We start from the raw sequence: 15,775 nt of genomic DNA, 5'->3' as shown, positions 1-15,775 counted from the left end.
GTAAGTTATTCCTTGTTTGATCGAAAGAAGTATTAGCCGTTTGAGTGGGATGAGTCTATTTGAATGGTGACTCTGTAATCCCAGGTGTTGCGCTCCATCCACCCTTGTACCTGTCGGCACTGAGCCGGCAGACAAACAATGAGGGTGTGTTCATGACGTTGTCACCTGTGGATAAACGCTTTCTCTGTGGCGCGGCACTGCCCCACCTGTCTGCCTCAGAGCGAATCCTGTTCGAACAATGGGGGTGTGGGCCCTCGGTCCAGCCCGCCTACGCCAATGTGCACCACGCGATCGAAGCGCAAGCGCGGCGGGCGCCCCAAGCAACAGCGGCGATCTGCGCAGGACAGCGCATCAGTTATGAGCAGCTCAACCGCCAAGCCAACCGATTGGCGGTGCACCTGCTTGAACGGGGGGTCAAGCGCGGCGACACGGTGGGGTTGTTCGTCGAGCGTTCGATTGCGATGCTGGTGGGGTTGCTGGCGGTATTGAAGGTAGGGGCCGCCTATGTCCCGCAGGACGCCAGAATCGTGCCCACCCTGCAACTGGGACAGGTGCTCGAAGCGTTGAGCAGCCCGCTGGTGCTGACCCTGTCGCACCTGCTCGAACGCCTGCCGACTGATGCGGCCCCGCGCAGTCTGTGCCTGGACACGTTTCTTGCGCAAATGCCCTGGGTCGCCGAAGAAAGCGAGCAGGTGGTCGCCATGGTTGAACCCGATGACCTGTGTTTCGTGCTGTTTACGTCCGGGACCACCGGACGCCCCAATGGTGTGTGTGTCCGCCATCGCAACGTGTGCAACATCTTGCTGACCTCGCCCGGGCGGATGGGCATGGGCCCCGGCATTACCGTAGGGCAGGTTCTTAACATCGGCTTTGATATGGCAGCCTGGGAAATACTCGGTTGCCTGGCCCAAGGGGCGACCTTGCTGATTCGCGGCAAAGACATTGCGCAGACAGCCGCGCAGTGCAACGTCTTGATTGCGACGCCGTCGATACTGGCCACCCTTGATCCATTGCAATGCCCAGGCCTGAGCGTGGTCGCGGTCGCCGGAGAACCTTGTGCTCAGGCCCTGGCCGAGCGTTGGGCCGAGCACTGTACGTTCTACAACGGTTGCGGGCCGACCGAGACCACTATTGTCAACACATTGCACCGCCACGTGCCAGGCACGCTGTTGACCATTGGCCGGCCGACACCCAATAACACGGTGTATGTGCTCGACGATCAGGGGCGCGCCTGCGCTTTAGGCGAGATCGGAGAGATGTGGGCCGGCGGTGCAGGGGTGACTGCAGGCTATCTGAACAACCCAGTGTTGACCCAGGAACGATACCGCCCGGACCCGTTTCTGGGGGGCGATGCGGTGATGTTCCGCACGCGGGACCTGGGGCGCTGGACCGCCGACGGCCGGCTTGAACACTTGGGACGCGTCGATGACCAGGTCAAAGTTCGCGGGTTTCGCGTGGAGCTGGACGCGGTAACCGCCGCCCTGGAAGCCGGCGCCGGTTGCACGCGGGCGGTCACGTTGAAAGTGGACGAGCGCACCCTGGTCGCCTTTGTCTCGCCAGCCAGTGCCGACACGCAGGACTGCCGATCCGCGTGTCACCAGCGCCTGGCCTACTACTGCGTGCCGAAGTCCATCTACGCGCTGGAGGCGTTTCCCATGACCGCCAGGGGCAAGATCGACAAAGCCGCCTTGCTGCGACTGGCCGAGGAATATCAGGCAGCGACGCCGGCATGCGCCACCACGGAGTCTGGCCATGATTGAAGTATTGACCCGCGCTGTTTTGCCACCTAAGCCGGCGCTATGGCGGCGCTTGAAGTCACTGCCCGTATTTTCTTACTACAACCGCTTGGCGATATTGGTGCTGATGAGCAACGCCACCGTGCTGCTGGCTGTGGACCTTAAGGCGATCACGCTGGCGATGCTGTCGGACTTGGTGCTGATCAATCTGTCGGTCGCCATTCTGATACGCCAGCAATACGTGATCAATGCGCTGTTCTGGCTGGCCACGCGGGTTCCGCCGTGTTGGCCGTTGTGGGTGCGCCGCCGAGCGGCCAAAGTGTTCCATTTCGGAGGGCTGCACAGCGGCGCGGCCTTGGCGGCCACTGCCTGGTTTGCAGCGTTGGTGTGTGTCCAGATGTCGAGCTTCGCGCAGCTACCGGGCAGCGAGTCGTCGACAGGGTTGTGGCTCAGCGTCGCGCTGCTGAGCCTGTTGCTGCTCATGGTGGTAATGGCGCTCCCACCGATTCGCAGTCGTTTTCACAATGGTTTTGAACGGGTTCATCGCTTTGCCGGCTGGAGTGCGTTGCTGTTGTTCTGGTGGCAAACAGTGCTGATGGCAACGCAGTCCTCATCGAGTCTGCTGCACAGTAGCGCGTTCTGGATGCTGGTACTGCTGACAGTGAGCATCCTGCTCCCGTGGTTGCGGTTGCGTAAAGTGGCCGTTGAACATGCGCGGCCTTCCGGGCATGCGGTGGTAACGCGCCTGAGCCACACCACGCCGTTCGCCGGCTCATCCACGGCAATCAGCCGCAACCCGCTGCTTGAGTGGCATTCCTTCGCGAATATACCGGCGCCGGGCGAGGCGGGCTTTCGTCTGATCATCTCCCGAGCCGGGGATTGGACCGGACGGTTTATCGAGGACTTGCCCAGCCATGTCTGGGTGAAGGGCATCACCACCGCCGGCGTGGCCAATGTGGAAACCTTATTCAAATCGGTGGTGTATATCGCCACCGGCAGCGGCATTGGCCCGGTCATGCCGCACTTGCTGGCCGCGCAGGTGCCGATTCACTTGATCTGGTCCACCCGCAGTCCGAGGAAAACCTACGGGGATGAATTGGTCGACGAAATACTGCGCGTCCAGCCCACCGCATTGATCTGGGACACCGATCAACAAGGTAAGCCCGACCTGGTGCAGTTGGCCTACGGCGCGGTGCGCACCTTTGACGCCGAAGCCGTGATTTGCATTGCCAACCAGGCGCTGACTCAACGCCTGGTGCAAGCGCTCGAAGCCCAGGCAATACCCGCCTATGGCGCAATCTGGGATTCCTGAAACAACGGTGTCTGCAAGAAACATCAATCAGTCGAGGTGCTTATGAATGTATTGCTGGAGCGTCATGGTCGGGTGGTTCTGGCCAGGCTTAATCGTCTTGAAATGAGGAATGCGCTGAGTTCGGCGGTGATGGCCGAGTTGATCAGTAGCCTGGAGGCGTTCGACCAGGATCCCCAAGTCGGCTGTTTTGTCATCACCGGCACTGCGCAGATGTTCGCGGCGGGCGCCGACATCAAAGAAATGAGCGGCAAGTCCTATTTGGACATGCTCAATGAAGACTACTTCGTCGGCTGGGAAGCGTTTACACGCTTACGCACACCAACGATCGCCGCAGTGGCCGGTTATGCGTACGGCGGGGGCTGTGAGCTGGCCATGATGTGCGACATGATTTTTGCCGCCGATACGGCGACCTTTGCGCAGCCGGAAATCAAGCTGGGCGTGATCCCGGGTATGGGCGCGACCCAGCGCCTGACCGGGCTGATCGGCAAGGCCAAGGCCATGGACCTTATATTGACTGGCCGGCCGATGACGGCCCCGGAGGCGGAGCGGGCAGGGTTGGTGTCGCGCGTTTACCCGGCGGCGAACTTGCTGGACGAGACGCTGGCGGTGGCCGCGCAGATTGCCGGGTTTTCACGAACCGCCACGCGGGCCGCGCGCGAGGCGGTGGACCAGGCCCTGGAGCTTGGGTTGCATGAGGGCGTGCGTCTGGAGCGCCGGTTGTTTCATGGGTTGTTTGCCACCCCGGATCAGCAGGAGGGCATGCAAGCCTTCCTCAATAAACGACCGGCATTGTTCAACCAGCGTTAGCAGGACGTTTAGCCTGCACGTGCGCTTGCCATGAAAAAAACTACAGTAGAGGGGGAATAAACCTACATGGGATTCGTCTCATGACACTTTCCCCCTGCGGCCACGTGCCCTGGAGCTATTCATGGTTGATCAGTCACCGCCGCCGCTTCCGCCTCTGAGTACCACCAGCCTGCTCGCCAGGCTCGCGTGTATCGGTGCTGTGGTGGCGGTTGTTGCCGGGGCATTTGCCTACGTCAACGGCACCCTCGACCCACAACGCCTGCGCCCAAAAACCTTGGTCAATGCCTTGGAAACCAACAACGGTGTGCATCCGGGATTCCGGCGTAACCATGCCAAGGGTGTGTGCGTGGCCGGGTATTTCGAGAGCAGCCCCGAGGTACGCCCTTACTCCAGCGCCCAGTTGTTCAACGAGGCAAAAACCCCGGTGATCGGTCGTTTTGCGTTGCCCAGCGGCAACCCTTATGCACCGGACAGCAGCGTGCCGATCCGCAGTTTCGCCGTGCAGTTCAGCCAGGAAAACGGCCAACAGTGGCGTACGGGGATGAACAGCATGCCGGTGTTCCCGGTGGGCACGCCCGAGGCGTTCTATCAGTTGCTCAAGGCCGGCGCACCGGACCCGGCCACCGGCAAGCCGAACCCGGCGAGCATGCCGGCGTTTTTTGCCGCACACCCGGAGACGGCGCCGTTCCTGGCATGGGTTAAAACTGCCAAGCCATCGGCCAGTTACGCGACCGAGACCTATAACGGCATCAATGCATTTTACCTGGTGAGCGCCGATGGCAAGCGCCAGGCCGTGCGCTGGGCCGTGGTGCCGCAGAGTCAGGACGCCGCAGGCGATACCGCGCCAGAGGGCGGCGACTTCCTGGAAAAAGACCTGGTGCAGCGCCTGGCTGCGGGGCCTCTGCGTTGGCAACTGAACATGACGCTGGCCAACCCTGGCGATCCGCTGGATGACGCCAGCAAGACCTGGACCGGTGAACACAAGGTGCTCAACGCCGGCAGCCTGTTGTTGCAGAGCAGTCAGCCGCAAGCCGATGGCGATTGCCGCGATATCAACTTCGACCCGCTGGTTCTGCCCAGCGGCATCGAGGCCTCCAATGACCCGCTGCTGGCTGCACGCTCAGCTGCCTATGCCAGTTCTTATCTGCGCCGTGCCGGTGAAGTCAGCCCGTTGCACGGTGCCTCCCAGGAGTCGAAGCCATGAAGGCTCAACCAAGGTTTTTCGCCCCGTTGGCGCGTTTGCTGCACTGGCTGATGGCGCTGATGATCATCGCCATGCTGTTTATCGGCGCGGGCCTGGCGGCGTCGGTGTCTGAGCGGCACGAATGGCTGATTCACCTGCACAAGCCGCTGGGGATCGCCATTCTGGCGCTGGTCATTGTGCGTCTGGCAGTGCGTTTTTCCACGCGCCAGCCGCCGCTGCCAGCGGACTTGCCGCTGTGGCAAGTGCTGGCAGCCAAGGCTTCCCACGTGGTGCTGTACGGGCTGATGCTGGTGCTGCCATTGCTGGGTTGGGCAATGATTTCGGCGGCCGGTGACCCGGTCATGCTCAGCAGCTCGGTGCAACTGCCGGCATTGGTGTCGGCCAATGCACCGTTGTTTGCGCTATTGCGCAAGGCCCACGGTTATCTTGCCTACCTGCTGTTCCTGACCGTGCTGGTGCATTTGGCGGCCGCGCTGTTCCACGGGTTGATCCGCCGCGACGGCGTGCTGCAAAGCATGACGGGCACCCGGCACTGATCAGGCGTTTGATTGACGGTTAACGCACGTGGCCGATGATATCGGCCACGCTGCTCAGCACATCCTTGCCCAGTTGCCTGGAGCGTTCACCGGACCAGCCGGTTTTCGGGTTGGGCGCGTCGTCGTTGTCCTTGAAAGGCATCTCCAGGGTCAGGGACAGGCAATCGTACTTCTCACCGACTGCGTTGCAGGCCAGGGTCATATTGGCCTGGCCGGGCAGGTCGCGGGTGTAGCCGTGGGTGGTCTGGAAGTCACGGGTCAAGTGGCTCAAATGGCTGCGGAAATGTTTTTCCAGGGCTTCGAGACGCGGGGTGTAGCCGGGGTTGCCTTCGCAGCCGGCGGTGAACACGTAGGGGATTTCTTCGTCGCCGTGGATATCGAGAAACAGGTCGACGCCATGTTTCTCCATCTGCTGTTGCACGAACAGGACTTCCGGGCTGAGTTCCTGGCTGGCGCTCTGCCAGGCACGGTTGAGGTCCTGGCCCATGGCGTTGGTGCGCAGGTGGCCGTGGAAGGCGCCATCGGGGTTCATGTTGGGCACCAGGTACAGGTCGGCCACCGCCAGCAGCTTCTTCAACTCCGCGTCACCGTCCTGTTGCAGGCGTTCGATGACGCCTTCCATGAACCATTCGGCCATGTGTTCGCCGGGATGTTGCTGGGCGATGATCCACACCTTGCGTCGGCCTTCGCCGCCTTTGCCACGGCGCAGCAGCTGGATATCGCGGCCCTCGACACTCTTGCCGGTGGCGAGCAGCTTGACGCCGGCGTACTTCAGGGCTTGCTCGATCAGCCAGTCGTGACGTTCACGGCTGTATGGCTCGAAGTAGGCGAACCAGGCTTGTTTTTCCTGGGTCTGGAGGCTGATGTGCAGGATCTCGCCATCAAAGCGCGACGGCACACGGAACCAATTGACATGATCATAGGACGCCACGGCGTTATAGCCGCTCCACGCATGCTTGTAAGACGAGTGGCCCGCGTTGCTCAGGCGGAACGTGTGGGTGTGGCCCACGTGCATGCCTTCGGCCTTGAAGTGGAACCACTGGTAGTGTTGGCTACGGGTGTCGGGTTTGATTGCCAGCAACAACTGGTAGGCATCGCTGGCATCCAGAACCTGGATATTGCCGCTGTCGAAGTCAGTGCTGATCTTGATGGAAGTCAAGGCCACGGTCATAGTCTGGTTGCCTGAATACGAGGATGTGGCGGCTATCTTACACAGGCGGCAGGTAAATTCCGGAAGCAAAATTGTTGCATGGGGGAGGGGGCGTCTTCCGTGACGCCGCAGCAGCTTAGGTTCTATGAGATTGATTCTCAAGCGCTAAATCGCAAAGATCGGGGTTCGAGCCTTGGTGCGCCTTTCTTTTCGCGATAGTCTTTTGCTACCATGCGCGCCATCAAGCAGCACACAGTCTTCATTAGCCTGAAGCCACGCCAGGAATAACTGGCAAAAAAAAGACCCGGCCAAAGAGCCGGGTCAAAAACCGTGATTAGCCTGATGAGGAGATATTCCAGGAGTCCGACCTAAGGTCTCTTGGTCTATCGACTGATCTCGCGATCAGCTGGTCCAATAATAATCATTATCATTTGCAAGTCAAATGTTTTTAGCCGCTCGATAGAAATTTTTTTCGCGCGCGCGTCACACCTGGGTCTGAGCCTCTGGCGCTCGTAACGACCGCTCCACCATCGCCTTCGCCATATCAATCAAATACACCACTGAAAACGCCAGGTCGCGATGGTTGCCTTGATGGCTGCTTGCCGACTCGTAGGCGGTTGCCGCGGCACTGCGCAGCAGGTCCGAGGCATGCACCAGCGCTTCCTCCTGGCTGATGCCTGACTTGATGGTGAAGAAGGCCGCGTCGGCAGCGGGTGCAGACATATCTTCTTTCAGGTAATAGTCGAGCGCGCGCTGGGCGGCGCCGCTGCAGCGCAGGTCGTTCAGCTCAGTGTGTTCAGGTGTTTCAGGCAGGTGATACGGGCTTGTCGTCATAAGGCGCGGTACTCCGGGTGGGTGTCGAAAACCTTATACCGATGATAGTACGTATCGTATTTATGTCGTTTTATGGATTACTACAAACTGTTTATTGCCCTGCAAAATACGCAACGTATTGTCAGCGCCATGGATAACTGGATAGCGTTGGTGCGAGCCAACATGAAAGACCGCAAGGTCACGCAGGATGAACTGGCGGAGCGCCTGGGCATGTCCCAGGGCGGTGTGGGTCATTGGCTCAACAAGCGCCGCGTGCCGAGCCTTGCGGACATGAACCGGGTGCTGGCGGAGCTGGGGCTGGGCGACCTGGAGGTGGCGCTGGAGATTCGCGAGAGGGCGCAGGCAGAGGCGCCAGGGATGCACCACTACAACCCGTATTTTCGTTACCCGGTCAGCGACTGGAACGGCGTGTGCGAACTGCGCGAAGCACGCGCCAGCTATGGGCCGGCACGCTTCGAATTGACGGATTACCACGCCCACGGCGACGCCTTCTGGCTGCCGGTGATCGGCGACGCCATGACCGCCCCCAGCGGCCTGAGTATCAGCGCCGGCATGCTGATCCTGGTCGACCCGGCCATCGCTGCCGAGCCCGGCAAACTGGTGGTTGCGCAGTGGCTCGACAACCCCCAGGCCACTTTTCGCCAGTTGCAGGTCGACAGCGGCCAGCTTTACCTGGCGCCGCTCAATCCGACCTATCCCAAGCTGCTGTTCACCGACGATTGCCGAATCCTTGGCGTCGTCGTGCAAGCCACGGCGAAGTTCTAGTCCGCCGTTTCCAGTTCCACCAGCGCACTGCCTTCGGCGACCATCTCGCCCTCCTGGCAGAACAGCGCCTTGACCACACCCGCCTCGGGTGCGCGGATGCTGTGTTCCATCTTCATCGCTTCAAGTACCACCAGTTGCGCACCGGCTTCCACGCGTTGCCCGATGTCCACCAGCACCCGCACGATGCTGCCGTTCATGGGCGCGCTGAGACCGCCCTGATGGGAGTGGCTGGCATCGACCGCCGCAATCGGGTCGAACAGGCTGACGGCCTGCATCTCGCCATCCCAGCGCAGGTACACCGTTTCTTCATTGCGCACCGCCAGATGTGAGCGACGTACACCCTGGTGTTCGAGCACCAGTTGCTCACCAGTGAGAGGCGCCGATGGCCCTGTCAGGGTGACCAGCCGATCCTGCCCATTGCAGCTCAAATGCAGCGAGACCTGCGCCGGCAACCCGGCGCGAAAACCCTGGGTGGCAGCCCACGGCCCGTCACCGCTGGGCAAACTCTGGATGAAGGCCGAACCCGCCGCCTGCCAGAACTCGTCGCTCAGCGCACCGGCTGCCGGCAGCAGCTGTTCCTGATAGCGCGGAATGAATCCGGTATCCAGTTCAGCCGCAGCAAATGCCGGATGACCAACGATACGCCGCAGGAAGCCCAGGTTGGTCTTGAGCCCGCCCACTGCAAATTCGTCGAGCATGCTCAGCAGCCGCAGCCGCGCCTGTTCACGGTCCTCGCCCCAGGCGATCAGCTTGCCCAGCATCGGGTCGTAGAAGGGCGAAACGCTGTCCCCTTGCTCGACGCCGCTGTCCACGCGTCGACCCGGACCTGGGTTGGACTCGCGATACACCGCCAGCCGCCCGGTCGCCGGCAGGAAATCATTGGCCGGGTCTTCGGCGTACAACCGTACCTCGATCGCATGGCCCCTCAGCGGCACCTGCGCCTGGGTGATCGGCAGCGCCTCGCCCTGGGCCACGCGGATCTGCCAGGCCACCAGGTCGAGGCCGGTAATCGCCTCGGTGACCGGGTGTTCCACTTGCAGGCGCGTATTCATTTCCATGAAGAAAAACTCGCCGCGGGCATCCAGCAAAAACTCCACCGTCCCCGCGCCGACATAGCCTATCGCCTGCGCCGCGCGCACCGCCGCTTCGCCCATGGCCTTGCGCTGATCGCTACTGAGCCCCGGCGCGGGTGCTTCTTCCACGACCTTTTGATGACGCCGCTGAATCGAGCAATCGCGCTCATTGAGGTACAGGCAGTTGCCGTGTTGATCGGCAAACACCTGGATTTCCACATGGCGCGGTTTGAGCAGGTATTTCTCCACCAGCATCTGCCCGTTGCCAAATGACGACAGCGCCTCACGCTGGGCGGAGGCCAGGGCTTCTGCCAACTGGCTGACCTCCTCGACCACCTTCATGCCCTTGCCGCCACCGCCGGCCGTGGCCTTGAGCAGCACGGGGTAACCGATGCGCGCACAGGCCTCGCGGAAAGTCTCCAGGTCCTGGGCCTCGCCGTGATAACCGGGCACCAGCGGCACGCCTGCGGTTTCCATCAGCGCCTTGGCCGCCGACTTGCTGCCCATGGCGTCGATTGCTGAGGCGGGCGGGCCGAGGAAGATCAAGCCCGCGGCCTCGATGGCCCGAGCGAACCCGGCGTTTTCCGAGAGGAAGCCATAGCCCGGATGAATCGCCTGGGCGCCGCTGGCGTGGGCGGCGGCAATCAGTTTGTCGATCTGCAGGTAGCTGTCCGTGGCCTTGCTGCCACCCAGGTCGACGCGAATATCCGCTTCGCGGCTGTGCCGGGCATCACGGTCGATCGCGCTGTGCACGGCCACGGTGGTCAGCCCCATCGCCTTGGCGGTGCGCATCACCCGGCAAGCGATTTCGCCACGGTTGGCCACCAATACGGTAGTGAGTGCGGTCATGGGTGCGGCTCCTTGGACTGCCAGCTCGGCGCGCGCTTTTGCAGAAATGCGCGCAAGCCTTCCTGGCCCTCGGCACTGACCCGGATACGTGCGATGGCGTTTTCACAGTAGCGTCGCAGCGCCGGGGTGAGGGCGCCGTTGCCCACCTCGCGCAACAAATCTTTGCTCGAACGCATCGCCGCCGGGCTGTTTTGCAGCAGATTGGCGACCCAGGTGTCTGCCTGTTGGTCCAGCGCATCGGCCGGGTAGCTTTCCGCCAACAACCCGATCTCGCGCGCACGCTGACCGCCGAACCGCTCGGCCGTCAACGCATAGCGACGGGCCGCGCGTTCACCGATGGCCTGCACCACGAATGGGCTGATCACCGCTGGCGCCAGGCCGATACGCACCTCCGACAGACAGAACTGCGCGTCATCCGCGCCAATCGCCATGTCGCAGCAGCTGATCAAGCCCAACGCGCCGCCGTAGGCCGCGCCTTGCACCACCGCCAGCGTAGGGATTTTCAGCTTGGCCAGGTTGTACATCAGCTCGGCCAGTTCACGGGCGTCGTCCAGATTGGTGTGATAATCCAGCTCGGCCGACTGCTGCATCCAGGCCAGGTCGGCACCGGCGCTGAAGTGCTTGCCGCGCCCGCGCAGCACCAGAAAGCGCAGGGACGGGTCGCCCTGTACGTGGTCGAGGGCGATGATCAGTTCGCGGATCATCTGGGCGTTGAATGCGTTGTTCTTGGCTTCGCGACTGAGCCACAGCGTGGCAAAGCCACGGGGGTCGGTGATCAGTTCGAGGGTGTTGAAATCGCTCATGGGTACAGCTCCGATTACATGCGGAACACGCCGAAGCGGCTCGGCTCGATAGGGGCGTTCAGGGTGGCGGACAGCGCCAGGGCCAGCACGTCGCGGGTCTGCAGCGGGTCGATGACGCCGTCATCCCACAAGCGTGCGCTGGAATAGTAGGGGTGGCCCTGGGTTTCATACTGGTCGAGAATCGGCTGCTTGATGGCCGCTTCGTCGCTGGCACTGAACGCAGTGCCTGCGCGCTCTGCCTGCTCACGCTTGACCTGCACCAGCACGCCCGCCGCCTGCTCGGCGCCCATCACACCGATGCGTGCGTTGGGCCACATCCACAGAAAGCGCGGGTCATAGGCGCGACCGCACATGCCGTAGTTACCGGCACCGAAACTGCCGCCGATGATCACGGTGAATTTGGGCACCTTGGCGCAGGCCACCGCCGTGACCAACTTGGCGCCATGCTTGGCGATGCCGCCAGCTTCGTACTTCTGGCCGACCATGAAGCCGGTAATGTTCTGCAAGAACAGCAGCGGAATCCCGCGCTGGCAGGCCAGTTCGATAAAGTGCGCGCCTTTCTGCGCGGCTTCGGCGAACAGAATGCCGTTGTTGGCCAGGATCGCCACCGGATACCCGTGCAGGTGCGCAAAACCGCAGACCAGGGTGGCGCCGAACAGTGCCTTGAATTCATCGAACACCGAACCGTCCACCAGCCGCGCGATCACTTCGCGCACATCGAACGGCTGCTTGGCGTCGGCCGGGATCACGCCGTAAAGCTCTTCGCTGCTGTACAGCGGCGCCACGGGCGGGCGTTGGCGCAATTCACCCAGCTTGCGCCAATTGAGGTTGGCCACACTGCGCCGGGCCAGGGCCAGGGCATGCTCATCGTTGTCGGCATAATGGTCGGCCACGCCGGAGATTCGGCAGTGCACGTCGGCACCACCGAGGTCTTCGGCACTGACCACTTCGCCGGTGGCGGCCTTCACCAGCGGCGGGCCGGCGAGAAAGATAGTCGCCTGCTGGCGCACCATGATCGCTTCGTCGGCCATGGCCGGCACATAAGCGCCGCCGGCGGTGCACGAGCCCATCACCACGGCAATCTGCGGGATGCCCTGGGCGCTCATGTTGGCCTGGTTGAAGAAGATCCGCCCGAAGTGTTCGCGGTCCGGGAACACTTCATCCTGACGCGGCAGGTTGGCACCGCCGGAGTCCACCAGGTAAATGCACGGCAGGCGGTTCTGCTCGGCGATGGTCTGGGCGCGCAGGTGTTTTTTCACGGTCAGCGGGTAATAGGAGCCGCCTTTGACCGTTGCATCATTGGCGACGATCATGCATTCGACGCCTTCCACGCGGCCAATGCCGGCAATTACGCCGGCGGCCGGCACGTCTTCGCCATACACCTGATGGGCGGCCAACTGGCTCAATTCGAGGAACGGCGAGCCGGGGTCGAGCAAGCGATTGATGCGCTCGCGTGGCAGCAACTTGCCGCGCGAGGTGTGGCGTTCCTGAGCCTTGGCGCCGCCGCCTTGCTGTACCTGGGCGAGCAGGGCATGCAGCGCATCGACCTGTTGGCGCATCGCCGCGCTATTGGCGCTGAACTCCGCCGAGCGTGGGTTGAGCTGGGTGTGTAGAAGCATGGGCTACTCCGTAGCAGCTTTGAGTTTCGAGCTACAAGCTACAAGTTAGAAGCAAGAGCACCGTCCTCTTGCTGCTTGAAGCTTGTCACTTGCCGCTGACGAAATTTATTTCGTCTCGTTAAACAGTTCGCGACCGATCAACATCCGTCGAATCTCGCTGGTGCCGGCGCCGATTTCGTACAGCTTGGCGTCGCGCAGCAGGCGCCCGGCGGGGAATTCATTGATGTAGCCGTTGCCCCCCAGGATCTGGATCGCATCGAGGGCCATTTGCGTGGCGCGCTCGGCGCTGTAGAGGATCACCCCGGCTGCGTCCTTGCGCGTGGTTTCGCCGCGCTCGCAAGCCTGGGCCACCGCGTAGAGGTAGGCGCGACTGGCGTTGAGCTGGGTGTACATATCGGCGACCTTGCCCTGGATCAGCTGGAATTCGCCGATGCTCTGGCCGAACTGCTTGCGGTCGTGGATGTAGGGCACGATCAGGTCCATGCAGGCCTGCATGATGCCGGTGGGGCCGCCGGAGAGCACCACGCGCTCGTAATCCAGGCCGCTCATCAGCACTTTGACGCCGCCGTTGAGCACGCCGAGGATGTTTTCCTGCGGTACGTGCACGTCATCGAAAAACAGCTCGCAGGTGTTGGAACCGCGCATGCCCAGCTTGTCGAACTTGGTGCTGCGGCTGAAGCCTTTCCAGTCACGCTCGACGATAAACGCAGTGATGCCGTGGGCACCCTTTTCCAGGTCGGTCTTGGCGTAGATCACATAGGTGTTGGCATCGGGACCGTTGGTGATCCAGGTCTTGCTGCCGTTGAGTACGTAAAAGTCACCCTGCTTGTCGGCGCGCAATTTCATCGAAACCACGTCGGAGCCGGCATTCGGCTCGCTCATGGCCAGTGCGCCGATGTGCTCGCCGCTGATCAGTTTGGGCAGGTACTTGAGCTTCTGTTCATGGTTGCCGTTGCGGTTGATCTGGTTGACGCACAGGTTGGAGTGGGCGCCGTATGACAGCGCCACCGAGGCCGAGCCACGGCTGATTTCTTCCATGCTCACCACGTGCGCCAGGTAACCCAGGCCGGCACCGCCGTACTCTTCCGGCACGGTGATACCCAGCAGGCCCATGTCACCGAACTTGCGCCACAGGTCGGCGGGGAACAGGTTGTCGATGTCGATCTGGGCCGCTCGCGGTGCAATTTCCTTGGCCACGAAGGACTGCACCTGGTCGCGCAGCATGTCGATGGTTTCACCGAGGGCGAAGTTCAGGGACGGGTAACTCATGGACGGGCACCTTAATGTGAGCTTTTGTTGTTGTGCGGGCGAGGCGCGGAGGAGGGCGCTCACCTTTACGTTAACGTAAACTTGCGTTAAGGCGCTGTCAATCGTAGTTTACGTTTACGTCAACCTACAAAAAAGACAACAGGGGTCGTTATGGATCAACCGAACCTGAGCTACAGCCGTGGCTCCCAGGACAAGGCCTTGCTGGCCGAAACCATTGGCCAGGCCTTTGACCGTACGGTGGCACGCTACCCGGATGGCGAAGCACTGGTGGTGCGCCATCAGCATTGCCGCTACACCTGGCGACAACTGGCCGAGACGGTGGACGTGCACGCCCGTGCGTTCATGGCCCTGGGTATGCAGGTCGGTGACCGCCTCGGCATCTGGGCGCCAAACTGTGCGCAGTGGTGCATCAGCCAGATCGCCAGCGCCAAGCTCGGCGTGATTCTGGTCAATATCAACCCGGCGTATCGCAGCAGTGAATTGGAGTACGTGCTCAAGCAGTCCGGCTGCCAGTGGCTGGTGTGCGCCGGCTCGTTCAAGACCTCCGATTACCACGGCATGCTGCAGGCGCTGAAGCCTGACGTGCGCACCATCATCAGCCTTGACCCCAACCCGCCAGCGCAATTTTTGCCCTGGTCAGCGTTGTCGACGCTGGCCGCGCAGGTTCCCCTTGAGCAATTGCACGCGCGCCAAGCCAGTCTGCAGGCCGATCAGCCCGTCAACATCCAGTACACCTCCGGCACCACCGGCTTTCCGAAGGGCGCCACCCTCAGCCACCGCAACATCCTCAATAACGGCTACATGGTTGGGCAAAGCCTTGGCCTCACTGCGCAGGACCGCCTGGTGATCCCGGTGCCGCTTTATCATTGCTTCGGCATGGTGATGGGTAACCTGGCCTGCATCACCCACGGCACCACCATGATCTACCCCAATGACGGCTTCGACCCGCTGCTCACGCTCACTGCCGTCGCCGAAGAACGCGCCACGGCGCTGTACGGCGTACCGACCATGTTTATTGCGCTGCTCGATCACCCACGCCTCGACGAGTTCGAATTATCCAGCCTGCGTACCGGGATCATGGCCGGGTCGACCTGTCCGATCGAGGTGATGCGCCGCGTCATTAGCCAGTTGCACATGAGTGAAGTGCAGATCGCCTACGGCATGACCGAAACCAGCCCGGTGTCGTTGCAGACCGGCGCCGATGACGACCTCGAGCGCCGCGTGACCACCGTTGGGCGCACTCAACCGCACCTGGAAAACAAGATCATTGACGCTGATGGCAACACACTGCCACGCGGTGAGATAGGCGAGTTGTGCACGCGCGGCTACAGCGTGATGCTCGGTTACTGGAACAACCCCGAGGGCACCCGCGACGCCATCGACGGGGAAGGCTGGATGCACACCGGCGACCTGGCGAGCATGGATGAACACGGCTATGTGTGCATCGCCGGGCGCAACAAGGACATGATCATTCGCGGTGGCGAAAATGTGTACCCACGGGAGCTTGAGGAGTTTTTCTTCACCCATCCGGCAGTGGCCGATGTGCAGGTCATCGGCATTCCCGATGATCGCTACGGTGAAGAAATTGTCGCCTGGATCAAATTCCACCCGGGCCAGGTGGCGAGCGAACTGGAGCTGCAAACCTGGTGCAAGGGCCGCATCGCCCACTTCAAGACGCCCAGGTACTTCAAGTTCGTGGATGCGTTTCCGATGACGGTGACGGGCAAGGTCCAGAAATTCCGCATGCGCGAAATCTCCATCGAGGAGCTCCAGGCTCGTTGACCGCTCCCTGCGGGGATGGGCGTGCCGGCCGTTTTG

13 protein-coding genes are annotated in these 15,775 nt (G+C 61.9%); 7 read left to right on the top strand and 6 right to left on the bottom strand.

Annotation, left to right across the window (positions count from 1 at the left end; genetic code table 11):
• Positions 1-152 precede the first annotated feature (152 nt).
• The 5 genes from SC318_RS16265 to SC318_RS16245 all read left to right on the top strand — a co-directional run bounded on the left by SC318_RS16265 (position 153) and on the right by SC318_RS16245 (position 5,595).
• Positions 153-1,760, top strand: a complete 1,608-nt coding sequence (locus SC318_RS16265) for an amino acid adenylation domain-containing protein (protein ID WP_320427622.1) — start codon at positions 153-155, stop codon at positions 1,758-1,760.
• On the top strand, positions 1,753-3,048 hold the full coding sequence (locus SC318_RS16260) for an FNR domain-containing protein (protein ID WP_320427621.1): 1,296 nt from the start codon (positions 1,753-1,755) through the stop codon (positions 3,046-3,048). The genes SC318_RS16265 and SC318_RS16260 overlap by 8 nt, the downstream gene beginning before the upstream one ends.
• Before the next feature lie 42 nt (positions 3,049-3,090).
• A complete protein-coding gene (locus SC318_RS16255; protein WP_320427620.1) occupies positions 3,091-3,855 on the top strand; it encodes an enoyl-CoA hydratase-related protein in 765 nt (254 codons plus the stop codon).
• Between the two features lie 121 nt (positions 3,856-3,976).
• Positions 3,977-5,059: a catalase family peroxidase gene (locus tag SC318_RS16250; RefSeq protein WP_320427619.1), complete on the top strand. Its 1,083-nt coding sequence runs from the start codon at positions 3,977-3,979 to the stop codon at positions 5,057-5,059.
• A complete protein-coding gene (locus SC318_RS16245) occupies positions 5,056-5,595 on the top strand; it encodes a cytochrome b (protein WP_320427618.1) in 540 nt (179 codons plus the stop codon). Before SC318_RS16250 ends, SC318_RS16245 begins: the two co-directional genes overlap by 4 nt.
• Positions 5,596-5,614: 19 nt before the next feature.
• Here the strand turns inward: SC318_RS16245 and SC318_RS16240 are convergent, their stop codons facing one another.
• Together SC318_RS16240 and SC318_RS16235 are read right to left on the bottom strand one after the other, a co-directional pair.
• Positions 5,615-6,766, bottom strand: a complete 1,152-nt coding sequence (locus tag SC318_RS16240; protein ID WP_320427617.1) for a M14 family metallopeptidase — start codon at positions 6,764-6,766, stop codon at positions 5,615-5,617.
• Positions 6,767-7,228: 462 nt separating this feature from the next.
• Entirely contained in the window at positions 7,229-7,579 is a 351-nt protein-coding gene (locus tag SC318_RS16235; protein ID WP_306493530.1) for a DUF6124 family protein, read from the bottom strand.
• Positions 7,580-7,708: 129 nt separating this feature from the next.
• Here SC318_RS16235 and SC318_RS16230 point away from each other — a divergent pair, with 129 nt between their 5' ends.
• Positions 7,709-8,344 (top strand): LexA family protein, encoded by a 636-nt coding sequence (locus SC318_RS16230; RefSeq protein WP_320431247.1) that lies wholly within the window; start codon positions 7,709-7,711, stop codon positions 8,342-8,344.
• Here the strand turns inward: SC318_RS16230 and SC318_RS16225 are convergent.
• The 4 genes from SC318_RS16225 to SC318_RS16210 form a co-directional block, all read right to left on the bottom strand.
• Complete coding sequence (locus tag SC318_RS16225; RefSeq protein ID WP_320427616.1) at positions 8,341-10,266, bottom strand: acetyl/propionyl/methylcrotonyl-CoA carboxylase subunit alpha; 1,926 nt, start codon at positions 10,264-10,266, stop codon at positions 8,341-8,343. The two genes, SC318_RS16230 and SC318_RS16225, sit on opposite strands and share 4 nt — an antisense overlap.
• On the bottom strand, positions 10,263-11,069 hold the full coding sequence (locus SC318_RS16220; RefSeq protein ID WP_320427615.1) for a gamma-carboxygeranoyl-CoA hydratase: 807 nt from the start codon (positions 11,067-11,069) through the stop codon (positions 10,263-10,265). The genes SC318_RS16225 and SC318_RS16220 overlap by 4 nt, the downstream gene beginning before the upstream one ends.
• Before the next feature lie 14 nt (positions 11,070-11,083).
• Entirely contained in the window at positions 11,084-12,688 is a 1,605-nt protein-coding gene (locus SC318_RS16215) for a carboxyl transferase domain-containing protein (RefSeq protein WP_320427614.1), read from the bottom strand.
• Between the two features lie 105 nt (positions 12,689-12,793).
• On the bottom strand, positions 12,794-13,957 hold the full coding sequence (locus tag SC318_RS16210) for an isovaleryl-CoA dehydrogenase (protein WP_320427613.1): 1,164 nt from the start codon (positions 13,955-13,957) through the stop codon (positions 12,794-12,796).
• Between the two features lie 150 nt (positions 13,958-14,107).
• Between SC318_RS16210 and SC318_RS16205 the strand changes: the two genes are divergently transcribed.
• Complete coding sequence (locus tag SC318_RS16205) at positions 14,108-15,739, top strand: AMP-binding protein (RefSeq protein WP_320427612.1); 1,632 nt, start codon at positions 14,108-14,110, stop codon at positions 15,737-15,739.
• Positions 15,740-15,775 lie beyond the last annotated feature (36 nt).

The sequence above is a fragment of the Pseudomonas sp. MUP55 genome, from assembly GCF_034043515.1.
Classification (GTDB): domain Bacteria; phylum Pseudomonadota; class Gammaproteobacteria; order Pseudomonadales; family Pseudomonadaceae; genus Aquipseudomonas.
Note: the sequence above shows the minus strand (reverse complement) of the source record. Positions and strands in the feature narration are given on the sequence as shown.

Coding starts and splice junctions, on each gene's coding strand:
- SC318_RS16205 (WP_320427612.1), top strand. CDS start 14,108: ATGGATCAACCGAACCTGAGCTACAGCCGTGGCTCCCAGGACAAGGCC.
- SC318_RS16225 (WP_320427616.1), bottom strand. CDS start 10,266: ATGACCGCACTCACTACCGTATTGGTGGCCAACCGTGGCGAAATCGCT.
- SC318_RS16260 (WP_320427621.1), top strand. CDS start 1,753: ATGATTGAAGTATTGACCCGCGCTGTTTTGCCACCTAAGCCGGCGCTA.
- SC318_RS16215 (WP_320427614.1), bottom strand. CDS start 12,688: ATGCTTCTACACACCCAGCTCAACCCACGCTCGGCGGAGTTCAGCGCC.
- SC318_RS16265 (WP_320427622.1), top strand. CDS start 153: ATGACGTTGTCACCTGTGGATAAACGCTTTCTCTGTGGCGCGGCACTG.
- SC318_RS16230 (WP_320431247.1), top strand. CDS start 7,709: ATGGATAACTGGATAGCGTTGGTGCGAGCCAACATGAAAGACCGCAAG.
- SC318_RS16240 (WP_320427617.1), bottom strand. CDS start 6,766: ATGACCGTGGCCTTGACTTCCATCAAGATCAGCACTGACTTCGACAGC.
- SC318_RS16255 (WP_320427620.1), top strand. CDS start 3,091: ATGAATGTATTGCTGGAGCGTCATGGTCGGGTGGTTCTGGCCAGGCTT.
- SC318_RS16245 (WP_320427618.1), top strand. CDS start 5,056: ATGAAGGCTCAACCAAGGTTTTTCGCCCCGTTGGCGCGTTTGCTGCAC.
- SC318_RS16220 (WP_320427615.1), bottom strand. CDS start 11,069: ATGAGCGATTTCAACACCCTCGAACTGATCACCGACCCCCGTGGCTTT.
- SC318_RS16235 (WP_306493530.1), bottom strand. CDS start 7,579: ATGACGACAAGCCCGTATCACCTGCCTGAAACACCTGAACACACTGAG.
- SC318_RS16210 (WP_320427613.1), bottom strand. CDS start 13,957: ATGAGTTACCCGTCCCTGAACTTCGCCCTCGGTGAAACCATCGACATG.
- SC318_RS16250 (WP_320427619.1), top strand. CDS start 3,977: ATGGTTGATCAGTCACCGCCGCCGCTTCCGCCTCTGAGTACCACCAGC.